Raw genomic sequence first — 14,981 nt, 5'->3', positions numbered from 1 at the left:
TTCATATATTGCTTGTTTTCATTATTAATAAGCGGATGGCATTGTTATTGGTCGCTTTGCTGGTTACTATAGCTCGACCTTTAATATTACTTTCCTATGTTAAAAAATTATCTGAAAACAGCATGGCAGAATTTGCGTAGCCATAAAGCCTATGCCGCAATCAATACCATGGGGTTGGCAGTAGGTATTGCTGCCTGTCTGCTTGTTTTTTTGTTAATTCAACACGAAACAAGTTTTGATAATTTTCACAAAAGCAAAGAGCGCATTTACCGGGTAGTAGCAGTAACCCAAACCCCGGATGGTATAAACTATTCGCAAGGCAGTGCCCTTCCCGTAGCAGAAGGCTTACGAGTAGACTATCCGCAGCTGGAACATGTTGCGCGCATATATGACCGGCGCGATCAGCAGATAACCGTGCTGGATGATAAAGCGAATACATCACAAAAGAAATTTAAAGAGAATGTATTTTATGTTGAGCCGGAATTTTTCAGCATATTCAATTTCCCCTTTCTTTCAGGCAATCCGGAAACTGCTTTATCAGAACCCAATACGGCGGTGATCTCACAAGCAATAGCGGAGAAGTATTTTGGAGATTGGCAGACAGCTATCAATAAATTCATTAAGTATAATAATGACCAGGTTTACAAGGTCACGGGCGTCCTGAAGAATGTTCCTGCCAATACCGACTTTCCCCCACAGATAGTGCTCTCTTTTAAATCCATGCACGAGGAAATCTCAATGGATTGGGCAAGCCAGGACGGATCTTTAAATACTTTCTTAGTGCTTCCGGAAAACATGTCGGCACAGCAGTTTGATAAAGATCTCAAAGCTTTTGTAAAAAAGCATGCCCCTGCCGAATATGCCAACCATGGTTATATGTTGCAGCCGTTAAGCGATATACACTACAATAGCAAGTTCGGAACTTATAGCGGGAAAACCTTCAGTAAAGAATTGATTGCCGCCCTGGGCCTGGTAGGCATATTCCTTTTAATTATTGCATGCATAAACTTTATAAATCTTGCTACTGCCCGGGCCGTAAGCCGCTCGAAAGAAGTCGGTATCAGAAAGGTGTTAGGCAGCAGTAAAAAACAATTGGTAATACAGTTTTTAAGTGAAACGCTGCTCATTACGCTGGCTTCTGTTATTATAGCCATTGGCTTTGCATTCAGTGCACTGTCCTTGCTCAACAATCTTTTACAGATATCAGTGAATATACAGTTCTCTTTCCCTTTGATTGTATTTTTATTCATCCTTATTATTAGTGTTACCTTTTTATCTGGCTTCTACCCGGCAATTGTCTTATCTGGATTTAATCCCATCAACGTGCTGAAAAATAAATTCACCAGCAAAACTACGGGTGGGCTTTCTATGAGAAGGGTGCTGGTTGTTTTCCAGTTTGCCGTAGCGCAAACTTTGATTATTGGAACATTGATTGTCGTGGGCCAGATGAATCTCTTCCAAAATGCGGCTATGGGCTTTGATAAGGATGCAATCGTTACTGTACCCTTGGGCAACGACAGTAAACGTCTGTCTAAAATGGACGCTATAAAAGCAGAATTGCTGCAACAGGCCGGGATAAAGAATGTAAGTTTAAGCGCCTTTAGCGCGATGGATAAAGCAGGTTGGGATAGTGATTTTAAATTTGATAACGCCTTAAAAAAATCAGACTTTAAAGCCGATTTTAAATGGGCAGATGCCGATTACTTTAAAACGTATAACATTCAGTTCATTGCAGGCAAGCCATATAGCCAGGCAGATTCCGTAAACGGATTTGTAGTCAATGAGATGATGGTGAAAAAATTAGGCTTCCAAAACCCTGAAGATATCATAGGTAAAAGAATAAACTTTTTCGATGGAAATATGGTTGCGCCGGTTGTTGGTGTGGTGAAAAATTTTAACGGCAGCTCGCTGGAAAAAGAAATGACGCCAGTAGTACTCGGTTCTTTCAAAATGGTATACCGGTTGATCAACATAAAAATAGAACCGCAAAATGTAAAACAAACCCTGGCCACAATAGAAAGACTTTGGAACAAGGCTTATCCCGATTTTATATATGAATACCAGTTTCTCGATGACAAGATCGCCAGCTTTTACAAGCGGGAACACCAGCTCTCGCAGTTATTTAAAATAGCTGCAGGCATTGCCATATTTATTTCCTGTCTTGGCTTGTATGGTTTTGTCTCATTCATGGCAGTGCAGCGTACCAAAGAAGTAGGCATCAGAAAAGTATTAGGAGCATCCGTAACCAACATCATTTATTTAATCTCTAAAGAATTTACACTGCTTATTGGCATTGCATTTTTAATCGCAACACCATTAGCTTATTATGTAATGCATTACTGGCTGCAGAGGTTTGCATATAGAATAGACATTGGCATTGAAATATTTTTGTTGACTATTCTTATTTCTGAGATTATCGCGTGGGTGACTGTTGGCTATCAGGCAGTAAAAGCAGCGATTGCAAATCCAGTGAAGAGCTTGAGGATGGAATGATATCGTTTTCTGAAGATATCAGTCATCATCCACTATATTATTCAATGATCCGGCATAAACACTGGGATTCAACATTTGATCCAGAGGCCCTGCCTTTAATAAGTCTTCAATTACCTTTTCAATACACTCGCGGGTAAGCTCTTTGACCAGCAAGTCTGGAGGGCGAAGATAGGTTCCATTCAAATTCTCTCCGTTCTGCTGGTCGAGCAGTCTGGCTGTTTCGACGAATTTAAATGTCCAGACATTTATTCCATAACGTATTCCCTCCCGGGTGTCAACATGAATATTGCAAAATTCATTCTCGATATCATAATCACCGAAGTCCACAGCTTCAAATTCCAGCCAAAGTGAAAAGTCAGGCATAGGTATTCTCAGTATTTTAAAGTGACCACGAATATACGGTACATTCATTTATAATCAGTCTGCCGCGTTGGGCTGGTGCCGGTATACTGAGCACACTATTCCACGCTACAAATCACAAATGCTTATTTTTGCCTTTTTTAATCTTTCTTTTACATGAAGGCTTACCTTAATTTATTCGACTTCTCACAAAAAGTTAATTACAAGACTGAAGTACTGGCGGGATTTACCGTGGCTATGACCATGATTCCAGAATCTCTATCATTCGCCATTCTGGCGGGATTATCACCTTTAACCGGTCTTTATGCTGCCTTTTTGATGGGACTGATCACAGCTGTTTTGGGTGGGCGGCCAGGCATGGTATCGGGCGGAGCGGGTGCTACAGTGGTGGTCCTGATTGCTTTGATGCAAAGTCACGGAGTCGAATATGTATTTGCAGCAGTCGCGCTCGCAGGCCTGCTACAAATTATGATAGGGATCTTCAGGTTAGGAAAGTTCATTCGCCTGGTGCCACAACCTGTAATGTATGGCTTTGTAAACGGCCTGGCGATAATTATCTTTTCAGCTCAGATAGCGCAGTTTAGAATTGCCACTGTAGAAGGCAGTACATGGCTTACAGGATCTGCTTTATGGATCATGCTTGGCCTGGTAGCGCTCACTATCCTCATTGTTATATTATTTCCAAAAATAACCAAAGCAGTGCCGGCCTCACTGGTAGCTATCATTGTTGTCTTTTTGATCGTCCTGGGCTTTGGCATTGATACCAAAACTGTTAAGGATATTGCCTCCATCAGCGGTGGTTTCCCGCCATTCCATATACCCGCCGTACCGTTTAATCTGGATATGCTAAAGATCATCTTTCCTTACTCCCTTGTAATGGCGGGTGTTGGACTTATAGAGAGCCTGCTAACAATGAATGTGGTAGATGAAATTACAGGAACTAAAGGGAGAGGAAATAAAGAAGCTATAGCACAGGGAACAGCGAATGTGGTTAATGGCTTTTTCACCGGAATGGGTGGTTGTGCCATGATCGCGCAGTCGTTTGTAAATCTGTCAGCAGGTTCCAGGGCGCGCCTGTCAGGTATTATAGCCGCCGTCACTATTCTGATAATTATTCTCTTTGGCGCACCTATTATAGAACGTGTTCCAATGGCAGCCCTGGTGGGCGTGATGATTATGGTAGCTATTGGAACATTTGAATGGGGCAGTATAAGAATAATAAATAAAATGCCACGCCATGATGTTATTGTGGGCATATTGGTAGCAGCTATCACGGTATGGTTACATAACCTGGCATTAGCGGTACTGATGGGTGTGATCATATCAGCCCTGGTATTTGCCTGGGAAAGCGCCAAAAGAATACGGGCAAGGAAATACACCGACGATCAGGGGATCAAACATTATGAGATCTATGGCCCTTTGTTTTTTGGGTCAGTTACAGCGTTCCTTGAAAAATTTGATGTTCAGAATGATCCCAGCGATGTGATCATAGATTTTCGGGAGAGCAGAGTTGCAGATATGAGTGCCATCGAGGCGTTGAATAAGCTGACAGAGCGTTATCATAAGGCAAACAAGACATTGCATCTGCGGCATCTGAGTGAAGATTGCCGCCTGCTGCTAAAAAATGCAGGGGCTGTGATTGAAGTGAATGTAATGGAGGATCCCAGTTATAAGGTGGCTTCGGGTAGATCTTAAGCAAATATCTTACCTATAGCGCTAAAGCACATACAGGCCAGTGAATCGCTCAATACCAATTCCATAAGTGTTATCGATCCTACGATTTTAAATTAATATTGAATATTGTTTGAAAAAGGTCAAAGTTGCACCCTTTATAAATTCGGCCGGAGGATCTGTTGACTTGAAGAGCGGATTGGTTAGTTCAAAGTAATACTCGGTTGGGTTTGCCAGTCCTATCCGGAATAGCAGGAATCTAAAGCGTTTTATCTTTGCAGATTTACTGAGAAAAGGAAGCTCAGTAATGTCGCCTATATACAGTGTATCTGTTCTGGTAAGACCATACAAGGCTTTCTGGTTAGCTGACATTGAATTTATATCGGGACGTTCTGCAACCTGTTGACCTCCACCGAAAAGCCCACTGTGCAGAATACCTTTTTCGAACATATACTGACTTGCTTCGGTTGTGTCATGAACTATAATGATGTCTTCGTTGTACTTATATATTTCATTACCTGGTACACTTATCTTTCCTGCAAAGCACTGATGGTCTTGTCGCTTATAGTTCTTTCTAAAAAATCGTCTGGCGTCACCATTTGCCCAGTCGCTATCTTCATTTGATAGTCTGTTTTTATGAGGTTTATGTTGACCGTAGGCAGTGTTGACGATTAGCAGAATACTAAGTGTGATTACTATTTTCATTGTCAGAATTAACACTCTGAACTGAGTTTTAAACACGTATTAACTATTTAAAAAGATGACAAAATATGTATCGTTCGTCATGGCCAGCTTTTAGTCTTCCTACATTCCCGGAATCAACAACCTTCCGTTTGCCTTTATCATAAAACCCTTTTTCCCGTCTGGCAGTTCTACCAACCAGGCATTCATACTTCCTACATTTGAAGCTTTTTCAAAAGTATCTCCTTCTTTTTCGAGAATCCTTTTGAGTACCGGCTTCTTTATTGTTGTGAGTACGAGCCCGTCGAGCATACCCACTTTTCCGTTCAGGGTCGTCTTGTAGTAATGTGCAGTTTTTACAATATCATCATAAATAAAAGGGATCACTTCCTCTCCTGTAGGCCTGATGATGCCCGCTTTCCCATTTTTACGTACTAATAGCAGTGCATATTTGGCGGGTCGTTCCTCTGTCGGTATCAGCTTCACGGAACTGAATCCGCTTAGTTCAAATGTATTGTATATTTTCGGAGGATCGTTCATTAGGTCTTCCTCATTTACTTTCCAGTTATCATTTCCCTGTTTGTAAATAGAGAGTATGCGGGAGGAGGTTGTACCTATCTTAGGACCAGGTGGCGTCTCTTCTTTGCTTTCTTCGGGATAGTCATTATACCTGCGTAGGTTTTTCCCTCCATCTGCAAACTTCACCTCTTGCCACCACCAGTCGAAATATTTCGTCGTACCGCTGGCGTGTGCTGCAACTACGACTACGTTATTGCTATTCTGGCACATAGGGGTAATGGTATCGTATACAAGAGGTAACAACTCCTTGCCGCTCATCAATGACACCAGACCACATTTTTTATTTTTTATGACCAGGCCAATAGTGTCCATACCCTCCACATAATCAACCTTGTCATATATGATTGGCGTGACCAGCTTGCCAGTGTCAGCATTGATATAACCTTGTTTCCCACGCTGCCATACTCTGAATATCCTGGATGTGCAGGAACAGTGATCAGCTACGCTGTCATACACAGCGGGCGTCACCTGCTTGCGTGTTTTTAGGTTCAGTATTGCATATTTCCCATTCTGTTTACCACGGGCTATACCCCAATATAGATGTTCTAACCGGTCATAGTTACAGGGAGTAAGCGCGTTTCCCTGCAGGTCAATAGCTCCCAATTTTTTACCTTTCCGGACCAATGCGAAAGTATCTGCTTTGAATGAATATAGATCTAATAGCGTAGCCCTGAAATATAGAATGCTATCGTATTGAGGAGCAACACGTACTTGCCGGTTCATATCGGTGATGCCCCATTTGTGACCATCATAGTAAGGGTAGGGGGGATCCTGGAAATCAGTGGAAAAAATTTGTGCCCGGCCAGATATGGTAAGGAGAATACATACTAGGAAAATGGTAACGGCTTTCATAAATAAGGTATAGGAATCAAATAAACAGATTAAAGATAAGCAGTATTTATGATGGTTTTGATGAAAAGTGGCTACGATATGCTGTACCGGTTGATATACGTCAGTGTTTTTAATATAAATCATAATACATAATTGCTTATGTTTTGAAAAAATACCAACTACTTGGTATTGTTATTTCGTCCTGATTCAGGCATATTTGAAATACATGTTGTTAGCTATGCTGGCCAATGATGTTTTTCAATAGATGTTTTCAACTGATTTTATGGACAACAATATCTCAGAGGAGCTGTCAGCGCTATCCAAAAAGGTAGAGGCATTAAGTGAAAAAGTAGAAGGACACAAAAAGCGTGATGGATGGGATAAGCTTCAGATAATAGCCTCTTTCATTTCAAGCATCCTGTTTGCGGGAGTGGGCTTGTATTTTACCAAGACTTACAACGACCGCGAAGCAAAACGGGAGGAGGATATGCAGAAAGCTACCTTACAAAGGGCTGACAGGGAAGAAGTAAGACAAGTGGAAATGCAGAATATCCAAAAAGACATAGCACAACTGGAAGCTATCATAAGGCTAACACCTTTGTTGACCAGCAAGGATAAAGAAACCAAGCAATATGCATTGATGACGTTACAGGCATTATACAATAAGAAAGCGCCCATTGTACCACTTCAGCCGGACACACTTAAAGTTAATCCTCAAGCTACCGTAGTAGTTGCTAAACCGGTAACACCGGATCAAAGTCCTTCGTTGAGCATTCTGAGCTATTTCGCTGCAATGGCTTTGACGGAGAACGCTTCTCTCCTGGAGAAAAAAGGTGCTGTAAAAAGTGTACGGGATATTGCTATCAACCCCAACGCAACATCAGAGGTAAAGAAGGAAGCAATTGGCATCATGACAAAATTGGCTGTTTCAGAAAAACTACCGGATGAAGTACGTAAAGTGGCAGAAGACTATCTGAAGGAAATTGTCAGCATGCCAGGGAATGCGTTTGATGCTTACCTTAACAAGGAACATACTAACAGAAAGGTTGACGAGATTATCCTGCATCATACTTTCATGCCGGCTATTAAGAATTATAAAGGTGAGCAGATTATCAATTCAATGGTGAAATTCCAGATTGAAGATAGGAACTGGACCTATGCGGGTTGGCATTTTATGATCTCTCCAGATGGCCTTATATGGACCGGGAGACCTATTAGCGTAAATTGGACAGGCATTGCCAATTATCGAAATGAGGCTATTTCTGTAACATTGCTTTTAAATGGAGATGAAGAGCTGCCAACGGAGGAACAAAAGAAATCATTGGTTATCGTAGTTAAAGCGCTGTGCGAAAAATTCAATATCGCTCCCGAATCTAACTTCAGTGCTACCAGAGGATTTCACCGGGATCATAATATGCGGCAATTTGCAGAAAAGAGCTGCCCTGGAAAGTTGCTGACAAAGGAATTGGTGTTATCGTGGTTGAATGCCTCCGGCAAAGATAATGGAGGTACTTCTACTGCTTCCTATATCAGAAAAAGTATGACCAGAGATGAATTACTGGATGATCTGAAAAAGCTGATTGTTGAAAAGCTGGCTGTAGAATATGAGGAAATTAAGATGGAAAGTAATTTTACTGACGACTTAGCTGCTGATGATCTGGATGTCGTGGAAATTATTATAGAAGTAGAGAAAAGGTACAATATCTCAATCCCGGATGAGATTGCGGAAAAGATGACAACCGTGAAGTCAATTTTTGATTATCTGGTGAATATCTATTTGAAGTGACTTAAACGGATATTGAGGAATCTTTCCCTTAACTCTGCTTTCTTTCCTCAAAATCTGCAATCCTTTCATTCTCCTTCAGGTCGTCTCTTAGATAATAAAAAACAGTATCCGTATTGAATGAAATACTCCCCGCTGTAGAACACATTACTCTAATCAATGAAAAGCAGCACATCACGTCCCGCAAACCACGACTTTATCTTCACTTTGTTTTCAGCTGAAATAGGATTACCGGCAATACTCAGCTCCTTTAGATTTTTAAGTTTTCCAACCCAATCGGGTAAATCCGTCAGCTTATTCTGAAATAGATATAATTCTTCAAGTTGCTCCATTTGCGCCATGGCTGCAGGTAAGGTAGTAATATCGTTATCCATTAGAAAAATCCGCTTCAATCCTTTCATGTTAGCTATACAATCAGGTATTGTTGTAATATTGTTATTATCCAATCGTAAGGCTTCCAATGTTGTCAGTTTACAGATACTTTCCGGAAATTTTTTGAGTTTGTTGTTCTTAAGACCAAGGTAGGATGTATTGGTCAACACCGAAAAATCAAAATCAGGACTTACGTTGGAATTACTGACTTGCACGGAACCTGCCATTTCACTATGCTCTATAGCATCCTCGATGCTGTATGCTCTGCCATCATATGTCTCCGTATTAATGACAATCCCTTTGTAGCTACTATCAATACGTGCACGCTCCCGAAGTGGCAATGGATTATAGGAAAGATCCAGATAACGTAGACTTTTCATATCGCTCAAATTAGCCGGGATAGATGAAATATCATTGGATCCTAAATGTATCATTGTAACGGAGGCGTTATGCAACAAAGGTTCCGGAATATGTGTAAGGCGATTGCCATATAGCTCAATCTCTTTCAATGCTGGTAGAAGAGCAATAGCCTGCGGCAAGGAATCAATACCTGCCATACGAAGGTTTAGTTCACGCAGTTGTGTGAGCTTTTCTATGCTTTCGGGAAGTGTATGAAGCGCATCTCCCATATAACTAAATCTTTCCAATTGAGTGAGTTGGCCAATTGCAGTTGGCAAAGAGTCAAGTTTCATATCAGATAATTGCAACTTGCGCAAATTCTTCAAACGGAAGAAGCCAGCCGGAAGTGTTTCCAAAGAGTCGCCTTCTATTTGCAATATCTCCAGATCCGACAGCAGATCAATCGAGTCAGGTAGGTGCTTGATAAGACAACCACCCAATGCCAGCTGCCTGAGTTTACGATATTTGAATATCTCCTGTGGAAATACACTGAAAGTATCTGTGTTAAAATTCAGAATAAATACAGAATCGACGGGTCGTGTTCTCGCCTCCTGGAATCCGTAATATGTCTTCGCATTTTCTAAAGGGCTGATATATATATGTGGGTTTTTCTTTAACCATGCTTCTGCCTGAGAAAGCAAACTGTCGTATGACGCTTTATTACCTTCTGCGCGCATGATCGCTGCTATAAGCGAATAACGAGGGCCTGGCAATGAATTTCTGATAGGATTCATAAAATCACGCGCCAATATTACCGTTTCGGGACTAAGCTGTGATACCCGCTTTTTTAGCCATTTCTCCGAAATACCACCAGATTGCCATAAGGCTTTTCCGGCAATGGATAATACATAATTTGACGTTCCATTCTTAATGACCTCAGTCAGGTACGGTATTACTGCGGGAGAAGCAATATGTCCCAGCGCCTGAATGGCAGAGCTCTGAATCATCCAATAGGGAGATTTCAAGAACCGGATAACGACAGGAATATCTTCTTTTTTCGAGGTACGTGCCAATAACTGCAACATTAAATTTTGCTGCATCAGGTCATTGTCCTTTTTAGAAAATATGTCCTGGCCGGCCAACTTCGTTCGCGCCGTTTTGCGAAGACTATCGGTCACAAAGCGGGTGGGGGAGGTAGTAAGGCGTATCAGTTGATCAACCAAATCAAGTGATACTTCACTATATCTCACAGGATCCTGTAATGGTAGCCAAACAGCAGAGTCCTTGATTGGGTAAATGCCGAAAGAAGGCGTAAAAACGGTATACTTACCTGTTGTAGTATCCTTCGTTAACACGACAAGCAATGGCGTGCTTACTGCTAAACGAGGTGTTGATTCTTCATCTTCTGACCCATATAGTGCTATATCTATGGTTTCTTGTGAGGAAGAAGATCCTTTATACACCTTATTCAAAGTGATCCAGAGATGACCGTCTTTGGTATTGGTGACATGTCCCGTAGCGATCAGTGAGGCCTGCTTCAAGCCATCATTCCAATATGGGTCCTGCCAGGAACTGCCTTTAATGACATTCGACAATGATAATAACAATGAAACTATTAACAGAATATGTCGACACGATTTCATAATAGATAATGGGATTGAGAAGGTATAGGTACATTCAAATATACATAACCCTGTAAAATTTACAAACCTGTTATCTGGTTACACCTGTCACCGAATCACATAAAATGAAACCTGTATTTAAAAAGTTAGCGCCTTACGTCCGATAAAGGAGGGTATCAACCAGACATACCACTCCGCGAGGCGGCCAAAATACAATCTTGTCCCGGGCATTTAGCAATAAGCCTCGGAATGTGTTGATATGCCCCCAAAAAGTTAAACACTTGGGGGCATATCAATATTGGAAAGCTTTTTATAACGGCTCATCCTAACAGGAACGCATATCGCAACTAATACATACACATACTGGTTTTTCAGGTATGATCATGGAAGCCTGCTATATTAAGACTTAGCCTTAACCGATACGTCAAAGGAATCCTCCAAAAAGTGATAGCGCGTGATCAGGCCGTTCTCGACAATGATATCAATGCTGAACTCTGAATTTATGAGTTTATTACTCTCTTTATAGCGGGATTCAAGATAGCCAAGAATAACGACCCTGTTTCCCTTGGTCAGGATCTCGGTAATGTCCAGCTTTTCAGGCTTGATATATTGCTTTAATAACCTGTAATGCTCGGCAATCTCTTGTCGTCCCGTCCTTTTGCCGATCCAGGGGACATTTCTGATGTCACCAGGAATGAACCAATCGGCTTTTTCGTCATAGAAGCTGGCCAGTTCGGTGGGCGATGCGCCGGCTTTAAAACGTTCAAATAATCTATTGACAACTTCCAATGCAGCTGAATCGTTCATTTCTGTAGTTTTTGAGGTGATTAGTCGGGATCCATTTCCTTCTGTATGCGCTACTGTTGTTGCGGTTGTTGCCAATACCGGCCCTTCTTTCGTTTTCCAGGAGGCTGTGAGCAATACAACCAAACCTGACATCAAAATAGTTTGTTTCATTTTTCCAGATTTTATCGTTAAGACAAAATTAGACTATGGGAATACGAAGGAATTGGACATTTGACCAGAAATAACTATGACGTTTTTCATAACGGATGGTCGCTGTTGATCAGAGGGGCATGGTTGCGGCTACTTACTGAATTGTATTGGTATGATTCAAATATTCCGAAAGCCTTTTTATTTGCCTCCGCTTCTGATTCGCCCTAAAGTTTTTATAGAGATACCCAAATAGGAAGCGATCTGACCCAGCGGAAATCTTTGCAAAAAATCAGGATATGTTGCCCTCAACTCCTGGAATCGCTCTTCAGGCGTAAGGCTTATCGCTGCATGTATCCGTTTCTCGGCTGAAATGGCTCTTTGATTATATATCGTTTTAATGGTTATAGCAACTGCTGGAATTTTTTCTATGAGCTCCTGTAAAGAGTCTTTGGTTATGGTCAGGAAATGAGTGTCCTCGAATGTATCAATATTCAACCTGCTGGGTATATCATGTGTGAAACTCTCATGATCGCCCATCCACCAGCCTTCGATCCCGAAATGTAAAATGTGCTCATTTCCTTTTTCATCAACTGAGTATGTACGTGCCGCACCGTGATCAATAAAACTGAAATATTTGCATACATCGCCTTCTTGCAACAAGTACTGTCTTTTTCTCACATGTTTGGACCTGAACTTTGCCGAGATCAGTTCCTTCTCTGCATCACTCAGTATTAGCCGGGACTTTGATTCAAAATATGCAAACAACAATTCCATTATCAGTACATGTTTATTTGATCAGGTTTTCAAATTTATAATATTACAAACTAGCATTGGTGACAAAGTTTTTATAGTTCCCGCATCTAGGGGGATTTCATGTGTATGTAGTATCGGGTAGTTATCGGAGTTTCGGCAATCGGGTGTTATCGGCCCTACGATTTTAAATTAATATTGAATGTTGTTTGAAAAATGTCAAACTTGCGCCCGGTGAAGAGTTTGAGAATGGAATGATCGTCTTTATCGAATTCGCTTGATCATAGCAAAAGAGGGCGTCTTAAAGGCGTCCTCTTTTATTTTATTGCTTCTTAATCTTTTGGATAGTCTGTACTGGCAGATATGCTCTCCCATTCATCTACTTCTTTGCCAGCCTGCACTGTTTTGGCCCGGAAGGCAGCTACCGCATCCGATCCCAGTGGTACGTGTATCGGTGGGTTTTCACTCGCAGCCAGCTTGAGGATTACCTGTGCCAGCCTTACCGGGTCGCCTGGCTGGTTGCCATCTATTTGGCTGATGAATCCTCTTACATGTCCTACGGTATCTTTGTATGCATCAATGACCTTTTCTGCCGCCTGATAGGATTCAGTAGAGGCGAATTTTGTTCTGAAATAGCCTGGTGCCGCTGTTGTAACATGTATACCCAGTGGTTTTACTTCCAGTGCCAGACCCTCCGTTATACCTTCTACTGCGAATTTAGTAGAACCATACAGGCCGAATCCGGGTACAGAGGCTATATAACCAAGTAAGGAAGATATGTTGATGATATGTCCTGATTTCTGGTTGCGCATGTAGGGTAAAATAGCCCTGGTAACATTCAGTAGCCCGAAAACATTCGTATCGTATTGCTTTCTTACTTCCAGATCAGATACTTCTTCGGTAGCACCAAGCAGGCCATAGCCGGCATTATTCACTAATACATCTACCCGGCCAAATTTTTTTATCGCATCCTGCACGCCTTGTTTCACCTGATCTTCCTTAGTTACATCGAGTGTTGCAACCAGTGCGTCATTGTCATTTTTGAGAATAGCCCTTAACCGATCAGCGTTGTTTCTGACTGTTGCGACTACCTTATCACCTGCTGCAAGCGCAGCTTTGGCAATTTCCAATCCAAAGCCTTTTGATGCGCCTGTTATGAACCATACTTTTTGCGTTTTCATGATATGATCTTTTATTGTTGTTTTAGAATGAGGACAGATATTTAGTGTCCATGGGCTTCGTTTGACACTTCACTCCAGGCATCCCATTCCGCATAGCGGGTTTGATACACCTGTTTTACCCAGGGATATGCCTTGCTGCCGAGGAATAACCGTAACGGCGGATTTTCACTATCTACCAGTTTTAAGATCGCCTCGGCAGTTGCTTCCGGTTTACCGAAGAAATCAGGGGTAAAGCCAGCCTGTAGATCTGATTTAACCTGATCATATTGGTAGAGACGGTTTGATGATAAAGATCTTTGTTCAGGCGTTGCAGCCATTTCCTGAAAGCAGCATCACCTATGATCTGCCTGATAGTATGGAGCATGGCACTTCCCTTGTAGTATTTGTCTGATGTGTTGGTACCGATAATTGGTTCATCATTGGGTCAGTTCCTGGGGGAATGTGAGCAGATAGCTATTTTTGTCTTTCTTTTCGAAAGGAAGATGTTGTTGCTTCCAGATAACGGCGGTGATTTTTAATGGCTCCTGCAGGTTGATGCGCATAACCCGGCCGGGGTTGATCACTGAGAAGGTGATATTTTCCTTAGCTATCGATGATCGTAGCTGGCCGCTGGCCGGTACTATCGAAAGTACTATAAGCGCTGCCTGGAACAGGAGTTTGAAGTGCATGATCAAATATACGATGGTCTGATTTATGAGAAGATATTCAGTCGCCCGAAATTTCCTTAAGTGCTATTAAAGTCTTACATTTCTTTAAATAAAGTTAACCAGTCATGAAGCTTAAATTAATCTTATCATGTTTGCTTTTAACCTCTAGTTTCATTGCATTTAGTCAGGAAAAGCAGTCAGGAAAATCTAAAGAACACAATACTGATGTTACTGAAAAAGGGTTGATTAAAATTTCCATCATGTACCCTTATGCCGAAGGCAAAACCTTCAATATGGAGTATTATGAAACTAAACACATGCCTATGGTGGCAGGTTTTTTAGGATCAAATCTGGTTAAATATACTATTGAGAAAGGCCTCTCCAGTGGTATTCCCAACCAACCTTTACCTTTTATGGCTATCGGCACTTTCTATGTAAAAAGCTTAAGTGAGTATCAGGCGGCTATCGCTCCAAATAGAGACGCGATTCGTGCAGATTTTGTGAACTATACGAATGCTATGCCTGTCATTCTGGTGAGTGAAGTTGTGAAATAGGGGCTTGGAATTATCTTTGTGCCGTAGCGACTATCAATGTCTGGTACCAATGAAACCAGTGTTGTACATGTGGCTTCAACGCCTGCGTTATAACGAGCGGGCATTATTGCTTATAACAAATTGACTTAGAATAGCAACTTCAGTACAAGATCCTGATAGATGTAATGATATGACCATAGGGC

At 41.6% G+C, this 14,981-nt stretch carries 13 protein-coding genes; 4 read left to right on the top strand and 9 right to left on the bottom strand.

Going from position 1 to position 14,981, the window contains the following annotated elements:
• Positions 1-96 precede the first annotated feature (96 nt).
• Complete coding sequence (locus BLR32_RS01240) at positions 97-2,493, top strand: ABC transporter permease (protein WP_089828422.1); 2,397 nt, start codon at positions 97-99, stop codon at positions 2,491-2,493.
• Between the two features lie 18 nt (positions 2,494-2,511).
• On the opposite strand, the gene BLR32_RS01235 is transcribed toward BLR32_RS01240, so the two are convergent.
• On the bottom strand, positions 2,512-2,856 hold the full coding sequence (locus tag BLR32_RS01235) for a hypothetical protein (protein WP_089828421.1): 345 nt from the start codon (positions 2,854-2,856) through the stop codon (positions 2,512-2,514).
• A 153-nt stretch (positions 2,857-3,009) separates the two neighbouring features.
• Between BLR32_RS01235 and BLR32_RS01230 the strand changes: the two genes are divergently transcribed.
• The gene (locus BLR32_RS01230) at positions 3,010-4,548 is read left to right on the top strand and encodes a SulP family inorganic anion transporter (protein ID WP_089828420.1); all 1,539 of its coding nucleotides are present in this window, start codon (positions 3,010-3,012) and stop codon (positions 4,546-4,548) included.
• Positions 4,549-4,635: 87 nt separating this feature from the next.
• Here BLR32_RS01230 and BLR32_RS01225 read toward each other — a convergent pair whose 3' ends face one another.
• Both BLR32_RS01225 and BLR32_RS01220 read right to left on the bottom strand, forming a co-directional pair.
• Entirely contained in the window at positions 4,636-5,229 is a 594-nt protein-coding gene (locus BLR32_RS01225; RefSeq protein WP_143011320.1) for a hypothetical protein, read from the bottom strand.
• Positions 5,230-5,328: 99 nt separating this feature from the next.
• Positions 5,329-6,507: a WG repeat-containing protein gene (locus tag BLR32_RS01220; protein ID WP_176842121.1), complete on the bottom strand. Its 1,179-nt coding sequence runs from the start codon at positions 6,505-6,507 to the stop codon at positions 5,329-5,331.
• A 391-nt stretch (positions 6,508-6,898) separates the two neighbouring features.
• On the opposite strand from BLR32_RS01220, the gene BLR32_RS01215 reads away from it, so the two are divergent.
• Positions 6,899-8,401 (top strand): acyl carrier protein, encoded by a 1,503-nt coding sequence (locus tag BLR32_RS01215; RefSeq protein WP_176842120.1) that lies wholly within the window; start codon positions 6,899-6,901, stop codon positions 8,399-8,401.
• Positions 8,402-8,550: 149 nt separating this feature from the next.
• Here BLR32_RS01215 and BLR32_RS01210 read toward each other — a convergent pair whose 3' ends face one another.
• The 6 genes from BLR32_RS01210 to BLR32_RS01185 form a co-directional block, all read right to left on the bottom strand.
• Positions 8,551-10,650 carry a leucine-rich repeat domain-containing protein gene (locus BLR32_RS01210; protein WP_218124132.1) on the bottom strand — a complete coding sequence of 700 codons (2,100 nt, stop codon included), beginning with the start codon at positions 10,648-10,650 and terminating at the stop codon, positions 8,551-8,553.
• Positions 10,651-11,130: 480 nt separating this feature from the next.
• Positions 11,131-11,688: a nuclear transport factor 2 family protein gene (locus BLR32_RS01205; protein WP_089828415.1), complete on the bottom strand. Its 558-nt coding sequence runs from the start codon at positions 11,686-11,688 to the stop codon at positions 11,131-11,133.
• A gap of 177 nt (positions 11,689-11,865) precedes the next feature.
• Positions 11,866-12,441, bottom strand: coding sequence for a Crp/Fnr family transcriptional regulator (locus tag BLR32_RS01200; protein ID WP_089828414.1), 576 nt, complete (start codon positions 12,439-12,441; stop codon positions 11,866-11,868).
• A gap of 308 nt (positions 12,442-12,749) precedes the next feature.
• A complete protein-coding gene (locus BLR32_RS01195) occupies positions 12,750-13,598 on the bottom strand; it encodes an oxidoreductase (protein ID WP_089828413.1) in 849 nt (282 codons plus the stop codon).
• A gap of 41 nt (positions 13,599-13,639) precedes the next feature.
• Positions 13,640-13,915, bottom strand: coding sequence for an SDR family oxidoreductase (locus tag BLR32_RS01190; RefSeq protein WP_218124131.1), 276 nt, complete (start codon positions 13,913-13,915; stop codon positions 13,640-13,642).
• A 99-nt stretch (positions 13,916-14,014) separates the two neighbouring features.
• Entirely contained in the window at positions 14,015-14,266 is a 252-nt protein-coding gene (locus tag BLR32_RS01185) for a hypothetical protein (protein WP_089828412.1), read from the bottom strand.
• Between the two features lie 104 nt (positions 14,267-14,370).
• Between BLR32_RS01185 and BLR32_RS01180 the strand changes: the two genes are divergently transcribed.
• Complete coding sequence (locus BLR32_RS01180; protein WP_089828411.1) at positions 14,371-14,799, top strand: EthD family reductase; 429 nt, start codon at positions 14,371-14,373, stop codon at positions 14,797-14,799.
• Positions 14,800-14,981 lie beyond the last annotated feature (182 nt).

It is taken from the genome of Chitinophaga filiformis, from assembly GCF_900102545.1.
In the GTDB taxonomy this organism is placed as follows: Bacteria; Bacteroidota; Bacteroidia; order Chitinophagales; family Chitinophagaceae; genus Chitinophaga; species Chitinophaga filiformis.
Note: the sequence above shows the minus strand (reverse complement) of the source record. Positions and strands in the feature narration are given on the sequence as shown.